This is a genomic window from Sphingomonas sp. GW821-FHT04B01, from assembly GCF_059420425.1.
The window spans coordinates 666,986-679,768 of record NZ_JBWKTR010000001.1 but is presented as its reverse complement, the minus strand read 5'-3'; the positions used below and the strand labels follow the sequence as shown (position 1 = coordinate 679,768).

At 68.6% G+C, this 12,783-nt stretch carries 12 protein-coding genes and 1 tRNA gene; 5 read left to right on the top strand and 8 right to left on the bottom strand.

Annotation, left to right across the window (positions count from 1 at the left end; all coding sequences use genetic code 11):
- Positions 1-110 precede the first annotated feature (110 nt).
- Together AC07UH_RS03255 and AC07UH_RS03250 are read left to right on the top strand one after the other, a co-directional pair.
- The gene (locus AC07UH_RS03255) at positions 111-2,267 is read left to right on the top strand and encodes a TonB-dependent siderophore receptor (RefSeq protein ID WP_495179361.1); all 2,157 of its coding nucleotides are present in this window, start codon (positions 111-113) and stop codon (positions 2,265-2,267) included.
- A gap of 77 nt (positions 2,268-2,344) precedes the next feature.
- Complete coding sequence (locus AC07UH_RS03250; RefSeq protein WP_137897233.1) at positions 2,345-2,551, top strand: hypothetical protein; 207 nt, start codon at positions 2,345-2,347, stop codon at positions 2,549-2,551.
- 17 nt (positions 2,552-2,568) lie between these two features.
- On the opposite strand, the gene nhaA is transcribed toward AC07UH_RS03250, so the two are convergent.
- From nhaA to cpdR, 3 genes are all read right to left on the bottom strand, one after another.
- The gene (gene nhaA, locus AC07UH_RS03245; protein WP_495179362.1) at positions 2,569-3,732 is read right to left on the bottom strand and encodes a Na+/H+ antiporter NhaA; all 1,164 of its coding nucleotides are present in this window, start codon (positions 3,730-3,732) and stop codon (positions 2,569-2,571) included.
- Positions 3,733-3,931: 199 nt separating this feature from the next.
- Positions 3,932-4,006: transfer RNA gene (locus tag AC07UH_RS03240), tRNA-Val, on the bottom strand.
- Positions 4,007-4,051: 45 nt separating this feature from the next.
- The gene (cpdR, locus tag AC07UH_RS03235; protein WP_038667273.1) at positions 4,052-4,429 is read right to left on the bottom strand and encodes a cell cycle two-component system response regulator CpdR; all 378 of its coding nucleotides are present in this window, start codon (positions 4,427-4,429) and stop codon (positions 4,052-4,054) included.
- Positions 4,430-4,525: 96 nt separating this feature from the next.
- Between cpdR and AC07UH_RS03230 the strand changes: the two genes are divergently transcribed.
- On the top strand, positions 4,526-5,380 hold the full coding sequence (locus AC07UH_RS03230) for an N-formylglutamate amidohydrolase (protein WP_495179363.1): 855 nt from the start codon (positions 4,526-4,528) through the stop codon (positions 5,378-5,380).
- Between the two features lie 185 nt (positions 5,381-5,565).
- Here AC07UH_RS03230 and AC07UH_RS03225 read toward each other — a convergent pair whose 3' ends face one another.
- The 3 genes from AC07UH_RS03225 to AC07UH_RS03215 form a co-directional block, all read right to left on the bottom strand.
- Positions 5,566-6,117 carry a cytochrome b gene (locus AC07UH_RS03225; RefSeq protein WP_038663619.1) on the bottom strand — a complete coding sequence of 184 codons (552 nt, stop codon included), beginning with the start codon at positions 6,115-6,117 and terminating at the stop codon, positions 5,566-5,568.
- Positions 6,118-6,256: 139 nt separating this feature from the next.
- On the bottom strand, positions 6,257-7,018 hold the full coding sequence (locus tag AC07UH_RS03220) for a SapC family protein (RefSeq protein WP_038663622.1): 762 nt from the start codon (positions 7,016-7,018) through the stop codon (positions 6,257-6,259).
- A gap of 55 nt (positions 7,019-7,073) precedes the next feature.
- On the bottom strand, positions 7,074-8,507 hold the full coding sequence (locus tag AC07UH_RS03215) for an FAD-binding oxidoreductase (RefSeq protein WP_495179364.1): 1,434 nt from the start codon (positions 8,505-8,507) through the stop codon (positions 7,074-7,076).
- A 64-nt stretch (positions 8,508-8,571) separates the two neighbouring features.
- Between AC07UH_RS03215 and AC07UH_RS03210 the strand changes: the two genes are divergently transcribed.
- Positions 8,572-9,027, top strand: a complete 456-nt coding sequence (locus AC07UH_RS03210) for a hypothetical protein (protein ID WP_038663628.1) — start codon at positions 8,572-8,574, stop codon at positions 9,025-9,027.
- Positions 9,028-9,517: 490 nt separating this feature from the next.
- Positions 9,518-10,987, top strand: coding sequence for a DEAD/DEAH box helicase (locus AC07UH_RS03205; protein WP_495179365.1), 1,470 nt, complete (start codon positions 9,518-9,520; stop codon positions 10,985-10,987).
- 251 nt (positions 10,988-11,238) lie between these two features.
- On the opposite strand, the gene AC07UH_RS03200 is transcribed toward AC07UH_RS03205, so the two are convergent.
- Both AC07UH_RS03200 and AC07UH_RS03195 read right to left on the bottom strand, forming a co-directional pair.
- Positions 11,239-11,856: a glutathione S-transferase family protein gene (locus AC07UH_RS03200; RefSeq protein WP_495179366.1), complete on the bottom strand. Its 618-nt coding sequence runs from the start codon at positions 11,854-11,856 to the stop codon at positions 11,239-11,241.
- Between the two features lie 13 nt (positions 11,857-11,869).
- Positions 11,870-12,724: a dienelactone hydrolase family protein gene (locus AC07UH_RS03195; RefSeq protein WP_495179367.1), complete on the bottom strand. Its 855-nt coding sequence runs from the start codon at positions 12,722-12,724 to the stop codon at positions 11,870-11,872.
- Positions 12,725-12,783 lie beyond the last annotated feature (59 nt).

The window sequence follows — 12,783 nt, the reverse complement described above, 5'->3', positions numbered from 1 at the left end:
GTTATGTGACTATGATGTAACACCTTTCATTCGCCCGACCCGGCTATTGCTATTCACTTGCAACAGCAGCGCTGGCCGCTAAGAGGCTGGCAACGATCAGGGAGTAGAGAATGACGGCGTTCATCGCGTTGATGGCGGCAAGCGTGGTAGCGGCACCGGTGAGCGATACGGGCGCTGCCGATCCGCAGCGCAGCAGCGACGACATCATCGTCACCGGCCAGCGCAGCGAAGGCAGCGACGATTACGGCGTCAAGGCCCAGCGTACCGCGACCCGCCTGCCGCTAAGCCAGCGCGAGACGCCGCAATCGGTCAGCGTCGTCACCCGCGCGCAGATCGAGGATTTCCAGCTCAACGACGTCAACGCGTTGCTCGCGACCGTCCCGGGCGTCAACGTCTTCGCCGGCGAGACTGACCGCGTCTATTATTCGGCGCGCGGCTTCGACATCCAGACCTTCCAGATCGACGGGATCGGCCAGCCCTTTTCGTTCGGCATCCAGACCGGGTCGATCGACACCGCGATGTACGACCGGGTCGAGGTGGTGCGCGGCGCGCCGGGGCTGCTTTCGCCGACCGGCAACCCTTCGGCGGTGATCAACTTCATCCGCAAGCGCCCGTATCATGAGCTCAAGGTCTCGGCGAGCGCGCAATATGGCTCGTTCGACAGCAAGCGGATCGACGGCGACGTCAGCGTCCCGCTCACCGCCGACGGCAGCATCCGCGCGCGTGCGGTCGGCGCGCTGCTCGACACCGACAGCTATATCGACCGTTACAGCCTGCGCCGCTGGACCGGCTATGGCATCGTCGAGGCCGATCTCGGCGCCAACACCGTGATCAGCGCCGGTTACGGCCATCAGGACCATCAGAGCCGCGGCGCGATGTGGGGCGCGATCCCGCTCTATTACACCGATGGCTCGCGCATCGATTTCGCGCGCTCCGCCAATTATGCGCCACGCTGGTCGGGCTGGAACGTCATCGATCGCCAGATCTTCGGCGACCTCACCCACGATTTCGGCAACGGCTGGACCGGCAAGCTGTCGGTGCTGCGGAAGGCGACCAGCGAGAACGACACGCTCTTCTACGTCTATGGCAATCCGGTCCGCGGTGCGCCGGGCGGCATCGACCGGAGCAACCCCGCCGAGGTCAAGGGTATCCAGAGCTATCCCGGCGCCTTCAAGGGCGAGGCGCGCAATCTGACGCTCGACGCCTATATCGGTGGCCCGGTATCGGTCGGCGGCCGGCAGCACGACGTCATGGTCGGGGTGATGCGCGGCGCCGAACGCTATCGGCAATATTCGAGTTATGATTACAGCCAGGTCGGCTTGTTCCTGCCGCTCGACACCTTCTTCGACGGCAATTTCCCGAAGACGACCTTCCCCACGCCCTACGACCTCAGCCTCGACCAGCATACGCAGCGCGAGACGGTCTATGGCCTCGTCCGCCTCAACCTCGCCGATCCGTTCAAGGTGATGCTCGGTGGCAATTACACGCATGCCACCAGCCAGGGCGTATCCTATTTGGTGCCCACCAATTTCGATGACCGGCGCTTCCTGCCGTTCGTCGGCGCGACCTACGACCTGACGCCAACGATCAGCGCCTATGCGAGCTATGCGACGATCTTCAATCCGCAGACCGAGTTCGATGCGCAGAACCGGCTGCTCGCACCGATCACCGGCGACAATCTCGAGGCGGGGCTGAAGGGCGCGTGGTTCGGTGGCCGCTTCAACGCCAGCGCCGCGGTCTTCCAGGCGCGCCAGAACAACACCGCAGAGGCCGCCGGCTTCGACACCGCGCTCGGCCGCACCATCTATCGCGGCGTCGACGCCAAGTCGCAGGGCATAGAGGTCGAGGTCGGCGGCCAGCCCGCCGCGGGCGTGCAGGTGACCGGCGGCTTCACCGTGATGCGCGTGCGCGGCGAGAATGACGAACCGGTCCGCACCTTCGTGCCGCGCAACACCGGCCGCCTCAACCTGTCCTACACGCCGCAGGGCCTGAAGGCGCTCAAGCTCGGCGCGTCGGTGCAATATCAGGGGCGCTTCTATTTCGAGCCCGGCACGGTGTCGTCGACCACCGGCCAGCCGATCCGCATCACCCAAAGCAACGTCGCGACGGTCGATCTGTTCGGCCGCTACGCGCTCACCGAGAATGTCGCGATCAGCGCCAATCTGCAGAACGTCACCAACGCCAAATATCTCACCGCGCTGACCTTCGACCAGAGCCGCTACGCCGCACCGCGCGCGATCCTCGGCACGATCAGCCTACGCTATTGAGCGACGGGGCGCAGGCGGACGATGGCACCGCCTGCGCCCCCGGACGTTTTCCCCGGCAGAGCCAAAGGAGATGTCCATTGCCCGATGACAATCACGACAAGCCCGTTCTCTACATCCCCGACAGCCCCAATGTCGGTGCCGCCGATCCCGACGGCGACCCCAACGATCCCAAGCGTGCGGCCAAGGACCAGGCACGCGCCGACGATCTCGCCGCCAAGGTGGCGATCGGCGACGAACTGTCCGGCTATGAGAAGGTCGCCGGCCGCGGCATCGCCCGCGACTGACCGTCTGGCGCGGCGCCTCAGCGCCGCGCTACCCGCAGCACGGTATAGCCCGCGATCCCCGACAGCAGCGAACCGAGCAGCACGCCGAGCTTCGCTTCTGTCTGCAGCAGCGGCGCATCGGGAAAGGCAAGCAGCGTGATGAAGATACTCATCGTAAAGCCGATCCCGCACAGCAAGGCGACGCCGAAGAGCTGACGCCGCCCGGCATGCGCGGGCATGTCGGCGAGACCGAGCCGGATCGCCAGCATCGCGCAGCCGAACACGCCGGCGACCTTGCCGATCACCAGCCCGCCCATCACCCCGAGCGTCACCGGCGCCGCCAGCGCCCCCGCGGGCAGGTCGAGCAGCGGCACCGCGGCATTGGCCAGCGCGAATACCGGCACCACCAGAAACGCCACCGGCCGTTGCAGCGCATGTTCGAGCCGGTGCAGCGGGCTGGGATCGTCCGCGTCGGACCGTCCCCGGGTGCGCCGCATCGGGATGGTCAGCGCCAGCACCACCCCCGCCAGCGTCGCATGCACGCCAGAGCGCAGCACGAACAGCCAGACAATCACGCCGATCGCCAGATAGACCGACAGCCGCTGCACCCCGCAGCGGTTGCAGCCGATCAGCACCGCGACCGCCACCGCCGCGCCGGCGAGGTCGGGCCACGACAGGCCGGCGGTATAGAAGATCGCGATGATCAGCACCGCGCCGAGATCGTCGAGGATCGCCAGCGCCGCCAGGAACACGCGCAGCGACGCCGGCACGCGCGCGCCGAGCAGCGCGATGACGCCCAGGGCGAAGGCGATGTCGGTCGCCGCCGGGATCGCCCAGCCCGACGCGGTCGGTCCGCGATTGACCGCGAGGAACAGCAAGGCGGGCACGATCATCCCGCCCGCCGCGGCGACCCCGGGCAGCATGCGGCGCGGCCAGGTCGACAATTGCCCGTCGACCATCTCGCGCTTGATCTCCAGCCCGACGAGCAGGAAAAAGACGGTCATCACCCCGTCGTTGATCCAATGGCCGAGCGACAGCGGGCCGATGCCGGCATGCAGCAGCGTGGCATAGCCCGGCCCGAGCGGCGAATTGGCGATGCCCAGCGCCATGACCGCCGCCGCCATCAGCACCAGCCCGGCGGAGGATTGCGCGGCGAGGAAGGCCCGGATCGCGCTGGTCCGCGCGCGGTTGCTGTGAGTCATGCGATCATCGTCCGGATACGGTCGGCAGGCCCGCCCGACGCGAAACCCTGCCCGCTTCTTGCCCGGCGCGCCGCCGGCACCAAACCGAATGTGACGATGATGAGGTGGAAATTCCGATGCCGCGGCACCGGGAGGCCGAAGTGGCTCTATCCGATCCCTCTGGGGTGGAGGAATGCTGCCGGATAGAGCCAAATCAGGATGGTGGGCGTGGCAAGGATTGAACTTGCGACCCCTGCGATGTCAACACAGTGCTCTACCACTGAGCTACACGCCCGCCGGAGGTGCGCCATTAGCCGGGCTTTTCCGGCCTGGCAAGCGGTCAATTCAATCCGGTGGCACTTCCCGTCTCGAAAACGCGATCGACCTCGGCGACGAGGTCGCGCAGGTGGAACGGCTTGGACAGCACGCGCGCATTGGGCATCTCGCGCCCCGCCTTCAGCGTCACCGCGGCGAAGCCGGTGATGAACATCACGCGCAGCCCCGGCACCAGTTCGGCGGCGCGGCGGGCGAGTTCGATTCCGTCCATCTCGGGCATGACGATATCGGTCAGCAGCAGGTCGAACGATTCGCTCTCCAGCAACGGGATCGCCGCCGTGCCGCGGTCCACCGCCGCAACCGCATAGCCGGCGCGCTCCAGCGCGCGGGTGAGATATTCGCGCATGACTTGATCGTCTTCGGCCAGCAGGATTCGGATCATCGCCTTGTCGGTCTCCATTCGCGCGCCGTCCTATGATCCGCAGTTGTGAAGATTTCCAGCGCGCCGAACGCGGGAACGCGGTAGGACGTGCCATAGATGGACGCATCGTTCGATACGATCGGCGGGTTGGACCGCGACGGTGCGCCGCTCAGCCCGGTGGTCCTGTCCGTGCCGCATGCCGGTCGCGACTATCCGGCGGCGCTGCTCGGCGCGCTGCGGCTGCCGGCGACCGCGCTGACCATCCTCGAGGATCGCTTCGTCGACGCGGTCGCGCAGGGTGCGCGGACGCGGGAGACGATGCTGGTCCAGCGCCGCGCACGCGCCTGGATCGACCTCAACCGCGGCGAAAGCGAGCGCGACCCGCGCGTCGACGAGGGCGTCCGCCCGCACGGCCAGCCGGCGCCCTCCGCCAAGGTGCGCAGCGGCCTGGGCCTGGTGCCGCGCCGCGCCGGGGCGGCGGGCGATCTGTGGCGGCGGCGGTTCAGCGGAAACGAGGTCGCCGCACGGATCGAACAGGATTATCGCCCCTATCATGCCGCGCTCGCCGCCGCGCTCGCCGCGGCGCAGGCGCGGTTCGGCGTCGCGGTGCTGCTCGACGTGCATTCGATGCCGCCGCTCGGCGATCATGCCCGCATCGTGCTCGGCGACCGCTTCGGCCATGCCGCGGCACACCGCTTCGTCGCGCGGCTGGAGGCGGCGGCGGCGCAGGCCGGCGTGCGCACCGCGCTCAACACGCCATATGCGGGCGGCCATATCCTCGAACGCCACGCCGCCCCGGCCCGCGGCATCCACGCCATCCAGATCGAGTTCGACCGCACGCTCTATCTCGATGCCGCGCTCGATCGCCCCGGTGCCGGCCTGCCCGCGGTCATCGCACTGCTCCAGCGGATGATCGCCGCGGCGGCGGACGAGGCGCTCACCGGCGACGGGATCGCGCTGGCGGCGGAGTGACATAAAAAAACCACCCCGTGCATGAAGCACGGAGTGGCCAAGGTTCAGGGAGGAGACACACTGAAAGTGTGTCATACGGGCCCGCGAAAGGGGGGACACGAGCGCCGTACTTTCATAAAATAGTCGAGCGCCCGATTGGTTCAACCCCCGGCCCGCCAGCCGTTCTTTTTTTCTGTCCGGTTCTTTTACTTGCCCAGCACGGGCGCGATCCGGACGAGGACCGAATCGCGCAGCAGCAGATGGTGGCGCAGCGCCGCGGCGACGTGCAGCACGACCAGCGCGAGCATCAGCCAGCCGAGCAGCCCGTGCGCGTCATGGCCCAGATCGGCGGCGCGGCTGCCGACCGGCAGCAGCGGCACGTCGAACACTCCGAACCAGCTCAGCGGCCGCTGCGGCCCGGGGCCGGGACCGGAGACCATCATCCAGCCGGTCAGCGGCATCGCAACCATCAGCAGGTACAGCGTCCAATGCGTGGCGTGCGCGACGCCCTTCTCCCACGCCGGCGTCCCCGCGGGCAGCGCCGGTGGACGATGCGTCAGCCGCCACGCGACGCGGCCGGCGGTCAGGACCAGCACGGTGATGCCGATCGCCTTGTGCGCCCCCATCAGCGCGCGCAGCGCCGGGATGCCGTCATGGCCGATGCCGATGATCAGATTGGCGACGACCAGCACCGCAATCGTCCAGTGGAAGGCGATCGCCACCCGCGAATAGCGTTCGCCGTCGATCCGGTTCGTCATAGAGTCCAACCCCTTGCTAGCGGCGGGAACACTCGACCGGCGCGCACGACGGGTCAAGCCATGGCGATGGCCCGGATACGACACGGGCGGGACTCGCGTCATGCGACCCCCGCCCGTGCGATCGGTATGGAAGGAAGGATCAGCCGAACTGCGGCTGCGGCACCTTGTTCTGCTGCGCCTGGCGGGCGAAGATCTCGCGCATCAACGACAGCGAGAAGAGATGCGCGTAGAGCAGCGGCAGCATGCCCGATTGCGACATCTTGCGCAGCTGGTCGCCACGCAGCCCGGCGAGCTTCTCTTCGTTGATCATCTGGAAGCCGCGATAGACGAACGGCTGCTGGTTCTCGTCGATCTGGATGGTGACCTCGCCGTCCATCAGCAATTCCTGCTCGCGCAGCTCGTTCATGAACGCCTGGGTGCGGGCGCCGGCCTGTTCGAACTGCTCGGCGAAGTCGAGGATCGCCTTGGTCACCTGGCTCGGCTGACCGTTCTCGAACAGAGGCTCGCCGTCGTCATAGGCGCCGAGCGCCTCCGAGGTCGGGTCGAAGCACAGCGACAGCTCCTCGGCGTCGGGACGCAGCCGCGCGAGCATATAGGGATAGCGGCGGACATAGGCCGGAACGTAGAAATTGGTCTCGGTCAGCTTGCCGTCGTCGCCCATGAAGACGTTGACGCCTTCGTTGAGGCCCATCAGCGCGAGCGGGATGGCGTCGTCGCCGACCGAGAAGACGATCGGCATGTGACGCTGCACCAGCGGGAATTCGTCGGTGGTGATCGGAATCGCATGCTGGCCGACGAGGAACGGCGCGCTGTCCTGCTGGCGGACACGCCAATCGGCATGCGTCTCGCTCGAGAGCGGCTCGAGGCCGTTGTAGAACAAAGGAAGCGGCGCACTGGCCATGGGAACTCTCTCCGTGGTGGATAGTTTGCGGCGCAGCCGCTCGCTGGCCGCTGCTCTATTGGGCCGCAGCCGAGGGTGCAAGCGCCACGAGCTTGCCCGGGTTGAGGATGCCGAGCGGGTCCATCGCCGCCTTGACCGCGCGCAGCGCCGTCAGCCGCGCCGGCGACGACAGCCGTTCCAGCTCGGCCAGCTTCATCTGGCCGATGCCGTGCTCGGCGGCGATCGAGCCCCCCGCCGCGATCACCAGATCGTCGACGAAGCGCGTCACCACCGGCACTTGCTCGCCATACCAGAGCGCGGGATCGGTCCCCGACGCCGCGCGCACGTGGAAATGGACGTTGCCGTCGCCGAGATGGCCGAAGCCGCTCGCATGCGTCCCGGGGAAGCGCGCCTCGCACGCCGCCGCCGCCTCGATCATGAAGCGCGGCATCGCGTCGATCGGCACCGACAGATCGTGCTGCGACGCCGGGCCGAGCGCCCGCTCGGAATCGGAGATCGATTCGCGGATCCGCCAGAAGTCCGCCGCCTGCGTCGCGGTCGCCGCCAGCGTCGCATCGGCGATCAGCCTGTCCGCGAGCGCCTCGCCGAGCAGCCGCTCCATCAGCGCGTCGCCGGCCGGATCGGTATGTTCGATCAGCAGATGCCAAGCCGCCTCCGCCGCCACCGGCGCGCGCAGGCTCGGCACATAAGCGAGCACCGCGGCGAGCGATTCACGCGGCAGGATCTCGAAACTCTCCAGCGCCTCGGTCGCCGCCTGGAAACGGCGCAGCAGCGTCAGCGCCGCCTGCGGATCGCGCACCGCCGCCCAGGCGGTCGCGCGCACCGCCGGCACCGGCACCAGTCGCAGCGTCGCCGCGGTGACCACGCCCAGCGTCCCCTCCGCGCCGACCAGCAATTGCGTCAGGTCGTAACCGCGATTGTCCTTCTTGAGCGGCGCCAGCCCGTCGTGCACGCTGCCGTCGGCGAGCACCACCTCGACGCCGGCGACCAGCCCGCGCATCGATCCGAAGCGCAGCACCTGCGTGCCGCCGGCGTTGGTCGAGACGAGCCCGCCGATCGTCGCATTGCCCTTGGCGCCGAGCGTCAGCGGAAAGCGCCGGTCGACGGCGAGCGCCGCGTCGTGCAGGTCGGACAGGATCACCCCCGCCTCCGCCACCGCCAGCCCCGCCGCGGCATCGACGCGGCGGATCGCATTCATCCGCCGCAACGACAGGATCAGCGCCGAGCCGTCGGCGGGCGGCGTCGCCCCGCCGACCATCGAGCTGTTGCCGCCCTGCGGCACCAGCGGCACGCGATGCCGCGCGGCGGCGGCGACGACGGCGGCGACCTCGGCGGTCGAGGCAGGCGCGAGGATCGCCGGCGCCGCGCCGTGGAAGCGCCGCCGCCAGTCGACCAGCCACGGCGCGATCGCGGCGGGATCGGTGACGATCCCCTTGCGTCCCAATACGGGAACGAGCGCGTCGAGCATGGCGGTCTGCGCGGGTGTCATGCCGCGTCCGCTAGGCCAAGTTCATCGCCTGTTCAACGATCCGGACTAAGGGGCGGGGTCTGACATGCTGCATCCCGCATTTCCCATCCTGCTGATCGCCGTCGCGGCGCCCGCCGCCGCCGCGCTCGGCGGCGGCGCGGGCCAGCGCGACGGCACGCTGCTCGCGCAGATGACGATCCACGAGCGCGTCATCATCCGCCTGCCGCGGATGGGCGCGGCGCGCGCCGCCATTCCCGCGCCGGTGCGCTACAAGGAGAAGAAGGGGCCGAAATGCGTCGCCGCCGCCGATCTCGGCGGCGCGCTGATCCAGACCCCCGGCGCGGTCGATCTGGTGATGAACGGCGGCAAGCGGCTGCGCGCGCGGCTCGACAAGGATTGCGGCCCGCTCGATTATTACGGCGGCTTCTACCTGCGCCCCGCCGCCGACGGCCAGGTCTGCGCCGGCCGCGACGTGATCCGCATGCGCTCCGGCGCGAGCTGCGGCATCGCGACGTTCAAGACATTGGTCCCGGCGAAGTAGCAAAGTCCTCCCCCGCCAGGGGGAGGTGGCACGGCAAAGCCGTGACGGAGGGGGAGGTTAGAGCGGGAGCCCGGTAACGAAGCTCCCGCTCTAACCTCCCCCCCACCACTAGGCTTGCGCCGAGCGGTCCCCCGCCGGGTGGGGCTATCGCATATGAACGTTCATTTGAGCCCACCGTCTTCCAATTCCACCCCGTCACCCCGGACCCGTTCCGGGGTCCACCCTGCGGCGAGGAGAACGGCTTGAGCCGGTGCCATTCCCTTGCGGCCCAGTGGACCCCGGAACGAGTCCGGGGTGACGGACATGAAGAGGAAGCCGGCCGAGCCTCGCCACCGCGCCCATATGCAATGGCCCTGCCCCCCCCCTGGCGGGGGAGGACTTGGCGCACCAATTCTTGACTTTTGCGCCCGAATCCGCAAGCGCCAGCCGCAACGGTATCGCACGCGCGCGTGACCGTGACTTATCCGGACCTTTGCATGAGCCTTTTGGCATGAGCTTCGCCGACCTCGGCCTTTCCGACGAACTGCTCAAGGCGGTCACCGACGCCGGCTATACCGAGCCGACGCCGATCCAGGCGTCGGCGATCCCGTCGGTGCTGATGATGCGCGACCTGATCGGCATCGCGCAGACGGGGACGGGCAAGACCGCCGCCTTCGTGCTGCCGATGATCGACATCCTGTCGCACGGCCGCAGCCGCGCGCGCATGCCACGCTCGCTGATCCTCGAGCCGACGCGCGAACTCGCCGCGCAGGTCGCCGAGAATTTCGAGAAATACGGCGCCGGCACCAAGCTGTCGATGGCGCTCCTCATCGGCGGCGTATCGATGGGCGACCAGATCAAGGCGCTCGAAAAGGGCGTCGACGTGCTGATCGCGACGCCGGGCCGCCTGATGGACCTGTTCGGCCGCGGCAACATCCTGCTCACCGGCTGTTCGATGCTAGTCATCGACGAGGCGGACCGGATGCTCGACATGGGCTTCATCCCCGATATCGAGGAAATCTGCACCAAGCTGCCCAAACAGCGCCAGACGTTGCTCTTCTCGGCGACGATGCCGCCGCCGATCAAGAAGCTCGCCGACAAGTTCCTCGACAATCCGAAGATGATCGAGGTGTCGCGCCCCGCGTCGACCAACCTCAACATCAAGCAGTTCCTCGTCCCCGTCTCCGGCAATGCGATGAAGAAGCGCGAGGCGCTGCGCCAGTTGCTGGGGCAGGACGAGGTGCGCAACGCGATCATCTTCTGCAACCGCAAGACGACGGTGCGCGAGCTCAACAAGAGCCTCAAGAAGCACGGCTTCAAGGCGGGCGAGATCCATGGCGACATGGAACAGGCGCAGCGGATCGCCGAGCTCGACCTGTTCAAGGACGGCAAGATCAACATCCTCGTCGCCTCCGACGTCGCCGCGCGCGGGCTCGACATCAAGGGCGTCAGCCACGTCTTCAACTTCGACGCGCCGTGGCATCCGGACGACTACGTCCACCGCATCGGCCGCACCGGCCGCGGCGGCGCGACCGGCATCGCCTATACGCTGATCACCAGCGAGGATGCCGAGAACATCCAGAATATCGAGAAGCTGACCGGCCAGAAGATCGACCGGCTCGACCTCGGCGCCGCTGCCGAGGCGGAGACGCCCGCCGCTGCCGCTACCGCCGCGAGCGAGGAACCGCGCCGCGGCCGCCGCGACCGCACCACACGCGGTGAGAGCCGCCGCGACCGCCCCGCGCGCGCGCCGGTGGCGGAGGCTGCACCCGAAGTGGTCGAGGCGCCCGCCGCCGTCGAGGAACCGCGTCGCCAGCCCCGTCAGGAGCGCCGCCCCGAGCCGGAATTCGCGCCGCCGCCGCGCCGCGACATCCGCCCCGATGGCAACCGCCGCCCACGCCGCGACGAGCGCGACGACGGCCCCGACGACGGCTGGAACGGCCCGATCCCGGAATTCCTCAAGGCCGTGATCGGGGGATAGCTCCAAATTCCTCCCTCGCTTTAGCGGGAGCGCAAGGTTGGATTGCCCCCGGCAATCCAAGATCATGCCGGGGGCATGATCGACCTTGCGCTGGGGACCGCCCGCGTCAGCGGGTGGTGGAGGGGGCGTTTCCGCATACGACCACGTTCGCCGTATCCTCCCCCTCCGTCACGCCCTTCGGGCGCGCCCCCCCCCCCTGGCGGGGGAGGAATGGAATGTCCTCGGCTATTGAAGGTGCGTCTCTGCGCCCCTCAAGCCGCCGCCGCGATCGCCGCATCGTCCAGCGCCGCCGCCCGCCGGAACCCCTCGCGCGCCGTCAGCCGCGCGACATACGCCTCGAACGCCGCGCGCTTCGGCATCGACCCGAATTGCTGCCCGAACATCACCTGCGATCCGACATAGACGTCCGCCGCGGTGAACCGGTCGCCGGCGATGAACGGATGCGCGTCCACCGCCTGCTCGAGCACGTCGACGACGCGGTCGTAATCGCCATAGCCGACCATCCGCTGCTGCGCCTCGCTCGGCACCACGCCTAGCGAGCGGTTGGTCACCGCCGCCTCGATCGGCCCCGCCGCGAAGAACAGCCAGCGGTAATAATCCGCGCGCTCGTCGTCGCGTGGGCTAAGCCCCGCCGCCGGGAACGCCTCGGCGCAATAGGCGCAGATCGCCGCGCATTCGGTCACCGTCTTGCCGCGATGGACGATCGCCGGCACCTTCGCCATCGGATTGACCGACAGATAGGGCTCCTGCTTCATCGTCGAGGCATAATCGAGCACGACGGTATCATAGTCGACCCCCGCCTCCTCGAGCATCCAGCGTGCGATCCGTCCGCGCGAGCGCGGGTTGGTGTAGAAGGTCAGTTCGGCCATCACGCGGCTCCCGTCACAAATTCTTGGCGAACAGGTCGAGCATCCGCGCCCAGGCGCGTTCGGCCTGCGGCGGGTTGTAGACCTTGCTGTCGATCACGCACCAGCCGTGCATCGCATCGGCATAGACCTCGATCTCCGCCGGCCGCTTCGCCGCGGCGAAGGCCTCGCGCAGCGCCACCTTGTCATTGGGGCTGCGCGCATCGTCGTTGCTGGCGATCGCGATGAGATAGCCACCCGTGAGCTGCGGCACGAGCTTGTGCGGACTGTCCGGCGCATCGCTGACCAGCCCCGCGCCGTGGAAGGACGCGCCGGCATGCACCCGCGCCGGCCGCGCCGCGGCGGTGCGCAGCACCATCGGTCCGCCCATGCAATAGCCTGCGCTGCCGATGCCGCGCTTGGTGTCGACCTCCTTCTGCAGGTCGAGGAAGGCGAGGAAGACCTTGGCATCGCTGGTCGTCGCCGTCGCGGTGAGCGCGGCACGCCACGGCATGATCCGGTCCCGCACCGCGGGCTGGTCGAACGATTCGCCGGCGGCGATGATCGGCGACTTGGCCGAGCGGTAGAATTGGTTGACGACCAGCACCGCATAGCCCGTCTGCGCGAGCCGGTCGGCCATCTTACGGAACGCCGGCCGCAGCCCCATGATGTCGGGCCACATCAGCACCGCGGGATGCTTGCCCGCGCTCGGCGCGGTGAAATAGGCGTCGCACTGCCCGTCGGGCGTGGTGATGACGACGTCGCGCCCGGCGATCGGCTTGGCGTCCGCAGGCGCCGGCAGCACCAGCGCCGCGCCCACCGCCCCCGCCGCAAGCCCGAGCTGCCGCCGCGTCAGCCGGGCGTCGTCCTCGACGGTAAGTTCGTCGCACATGCCTGCTCTCCCAATGCTTTGGGAGAGGCTAGCGCAGCGCGGGACAAGGTACCAGTCTC

Excerpts from the sequence above, each read along its gene's own strand:
- AC07UH_RS03210 (WP_038663628.1), top strand. The coding sequence starts at position 8,572 with ATGCTGCATCCCGCATTTCCCATCCTGCTGATCGCCGTCGCGGCGCCC.
- AC07UH_RS03255 (WP_495179361.1), top strand. The coding sequence starts at position 111 with ATGACGGCGTTCATCGCGTTGATGGCGGCAAGCGTGGTAGCGGCACCG.
- AC07UH_RS03215 (WP_495179364.1), bottom strand. The coding sequence starts at position 8,507 with ATGACACCCGCGCAGACCGCCATGCTCGACGCGCTCGTTCCCGTATTG.
- nhaA (WP_495179362.1), bottom strand. The coding sequence starts at position 3,732 with ATGACTCACAGCAACCGCGCGCGGACCAGCGCGATCCGGGCCTTCCTC.
- AC07UH_RS03200 (WP_495179366.1), bottom strand. The coding sequence starts at position 11,856 with ATGGCCGAACTGACCTTCTACACCAACCCGCGCTCGCGCGGACGGATC.
- cpdR (WP_038667273.1), bottom strand. The coding sequence starts at position 4,429 with ATGATCCGAATCCTGCTGGCCGAAGACGATCAAGTCATGCGCGAATAT.
- AC07UH_RS03220 (WP_038663622.1), bottom strand. The coding sequence starts at position 7,018 with ATGGCCAGTGCGCCGCTTCCTTTGTTCTACAACGGCCTCGAGCCGCTC.
- AC07UH_RS03195 (WP_495179367.1), bottom strand. The coding sequence starts at position 12,724 with ATGTGCGACGAACTTACCGTCGAGGACGACGCCCGGCTGACGCGGCGG.
- AC07UH_RS03230 (WP_495179363.1), top strand. The coding sequence starts at position 4,526 with ATGGACGCATCGTTCGATACGATCGGCGGGTTGGACCGCGACGGTGCG.
- AC07UH_RS03205 (WP_495179365.1), top strand. The coding sequence starts at position 9,518 with ATGAGCTTCGCCGACCTCGGCCTTTCCGACGAACTGCTCAAGGCGGTC.
- AC07UH_RS03225 (WP_038663619.1), bottom strand. The coding sequence starts at position 6,117 with ATGACGAACCGGATCGACGGCGAACGCTATTCGCGGGTGGCGATCGCC.